Origin of the sequence: Kitasatospora sp. NPDC047058 (genome assembly GCF_040643935.1) — a bacterium.
Lineage (GTDB): Bacteria > Actinomycetota > Actinomycetes > Streptomycetales > Streptomycetaceae > Kitasatospora.
Window position 1 is genome coordinate 1 of the sequence record NZ_JBEYVJ010000757.1, and the last position, 1,934, is coordinate 1,934.

Below are 1,934 nucleotides of genomic sequence, written 5' to 3' on the forward strand. Positions count from 1 at the left end.
CCGGGCGCCGACGCGGCCGACGCCCTGCGGCGGCGGCTCGCGGCGGTCTCCGGCACCGAGCGCGACCGGCTGCTGCTGGACCTCGTCCTCGCCCACGTCGCCGCCACGCTGGGGCACGCCTCGGCGGACGCGATCGACGCCGGCCGGCCGTTCACCGACGTCGGCTTCGACTCGCTGACCGCGGTGGAGCTGCGGAACCGCCTCAACGCCGAGACCGGCCTGCGGCTGCCCGCGACGCTGGTCTTCGACTACCCCACGCCGACCGCGCTCGCCGCGCTGCTGCGCGGGGAGCTGGCGGGCGACCTGCCCGCCGTCGCGGGACCCTCCGCACCCGTGGCCACCGGCGCCGCGGACGAGCCGATCGCGATCGTCGGCATGGCCTGCCGCTTCCCGGGCGGCGCGGCCAGCCCGGAGGAGCTCTGGCAGCTGCTGTCCTCGGGCTCGGACGCGATCGGCCCGTTCCCGCGGGACCGCGGCTGGGACCTGGAGAGCCTCTACCTGGAGGACCCGGACGCGGAGCGCCCGGGCGAGGCGTACGAGCAGGCCGGCGGGTTCGTCCAGGACGCCAGCGCCTTCGACGCCGGCTTCTTCGGGATCAGCCCGCGCGAGGCGCTGGCGATGGACCCGCAGCAGCGCCTGCTGCTGGAGACCTCCTGGGAGGCGTTCGAGCGGGCGGGCATCGACCCGGCTGCGCTGCGCGGCAGCCAGACCGGCGCCTTCGTCGGCGGCTACAGCTCCCGGTACGCCACCGACGTGCAGCTGGACGGCACCGAGGTCGTCGAGGGTCACCTGGTGACCGGGAACGCGACCAGCGTGCTCTCCGGCCGGCTGTCCTACACCTTCGGCCTGGAGGGCCCGGCCGTCACGGTCGACACGGCCTGCTCGTCGTCGCTGGTGGCGCTGCACATGGCCGTCCAGGCACTGCGGTTGGGCGAGTGCTCGCTCGCCCTCGCCGGCGGGGCCACGGTCACCGCCACCCCCGGCGTGTTCGTGTCCATGGCCAAGGCGGGCGGCGTGTCCGTGGACGGGCACTGCAAGTCCTTCGCCGCGGCGGCCGACGGTTCCGGCTTCGCCGAGGGCGCGGGCATGCTCGTCGTGGAGCGGCTGTCCGACGCGCAGCGCAACGGGCACAAGGTGCTCGCGGTGGTCCGCGGCTCCGCCGTCAACCAGGACGGTGCGTCGAACGGCCTGACGGCGCCGAACGGTCCGTCCCAGCAGCGCGTGATCCGGGCCGCCCTGGCCAACGCCCGCATGTCGTTCGCCGACGTGGACGTGGTGGAGGCGCACGGGTCGGCGACCAAGCTCGGGGACCCGATCGAGGCCCAGGCGCTGCTGGCGACGTACGGCCAGGAGCGCGCCGAGGGCCGGCCGTTGTGGCTGGGCTCGGTGAAGTCGAACATCGGGCACACCCAGGCGGCCGCCGGTGTGGCCGGTGTGATGAAGATGGTGCTGGCGCTGCAGAACGAGCAGCTGCCGCAGACGCTGCACGTGGACGAGCCGACCCCGCACGTGGACTGGTCGGCGGGCGAGGTGCGGCTGCTGACCGAGGCGGTGGCGTGGCCCGTCGGCGAGCACGTGCGCCGGGCCGGCGTGTCCGGGTTCGGCATGAGCGGCACCAACGTGCACGTCATCCTGGAGGAGGCCCCGGCCGCCGGGGACGCCGAGGTGCCGGAGACGGCGCCGGTCCCGGTGGTGACCGGGGCGGACGCCTGGCTGGTGTCGGGTCGAACGGCGGAGGGGCTGACGGCGCAGGCGGCGCGGCTGCGGGACTGGGTGTCCGGGCGGCCGGAGCTGGTGCCGGCGGAGGTGGCGTGGTCGCTGGCGGCGACGCGCTCGGTGTTCGAGCACCGGGCCGTGGTGGTCGGTGGTGGCCGTGAGGAGCTGCTGTCGGGGCTGGGTGGTTTGGCCTTCGGGACGCGTTCTGCTTCCGTGGT

General features: G+C 75.4%; 1 protein-coding gene. It reads left to right on the forward strand.

Annotated features, from left to right (window positions below):
- On the forward strand, nt 1-1,934 hold a 1,934-nt coding region (locus tag ABZ885_RS40195; protein WP_360200013.1), incomplete at both ends, for a beta-ketoacyl synthase N-terminal-like domain-containing protein.